Source organism: Bacillus sp. 05T31 (genome assembly GCF_056396725.1).
This window is the reverse complement of the sequence record NZ_JBFTMA010001263.1, coordinates 1-578: the sequence shown is the minus strand read 5'-3', so window position 1 is coordinate 578 and position 578 is coordinate 1. Positions and strand designations below refer to the sequence as shown.

The following is a 578-nucleotide window of genomic DNA, read 5'->3' as shown; positions in this document are numbered from 1 at the left end:
GTAGGGGGCTGAGTTGACTGATTTATCATGTCGCGGTTTTGATTACAGTTTCCGGGAGGACCAATTACTGTAGTGGATTGAATTGGGGATACTGCTTGTTTCCATTGTTGTTCATTGAGGCAATAAGTATGAGCCATCATATTAGCGGGAGTTAATCTTAAAATATCAGAACCAAAAATAACTTCTGGGGTTGGGGCGTCGAATATAGCTAATAAATGAGTATTATCTGCTGAAGCAATTTCATAATGCCACCACGCTTGTGGAATGTTGGCAACTTGCCCTGGTTTTATCGGTAAGTTTAATATTTGATTCGTAAATGGATTAAGTAAAGAAACAACAGCAGATCCTGAAATACAGTAAACAAGTTCAGCTGCATTTTGATGAATATGTGGTTCTACAACGTTGCCTGTACTTAAATAAATATCTAATAAAGAAGTATTTTCTAAAGTRTTTAATTGTTTWATGCCAAGTACATTTATATAATTTTGGGCATCTTTCTTAAAAAAATTACTTTTACTTAAATCATGAGTGAAGTTCGTTGAAGGAGAGGTGTAGTCAATAGTAGAAGTCAATCGTAT

The 578-nt window shown here is 34.9% G+C and carries 1 protein-coding gene; it reads right to left on the bottom strand.

Annotation, left to right across the window (positions count from 1 at the left end):
• On the bottom strand, positions 1–572 hold a 572-nt coding region (locus AC1DJR_RS32810; RefSeq protein WP_477004552.1), incomplete at its 3' end, for a cupin domain-containing protein.
• Positions 573–578: the final 6 nt, after the last annotated feature.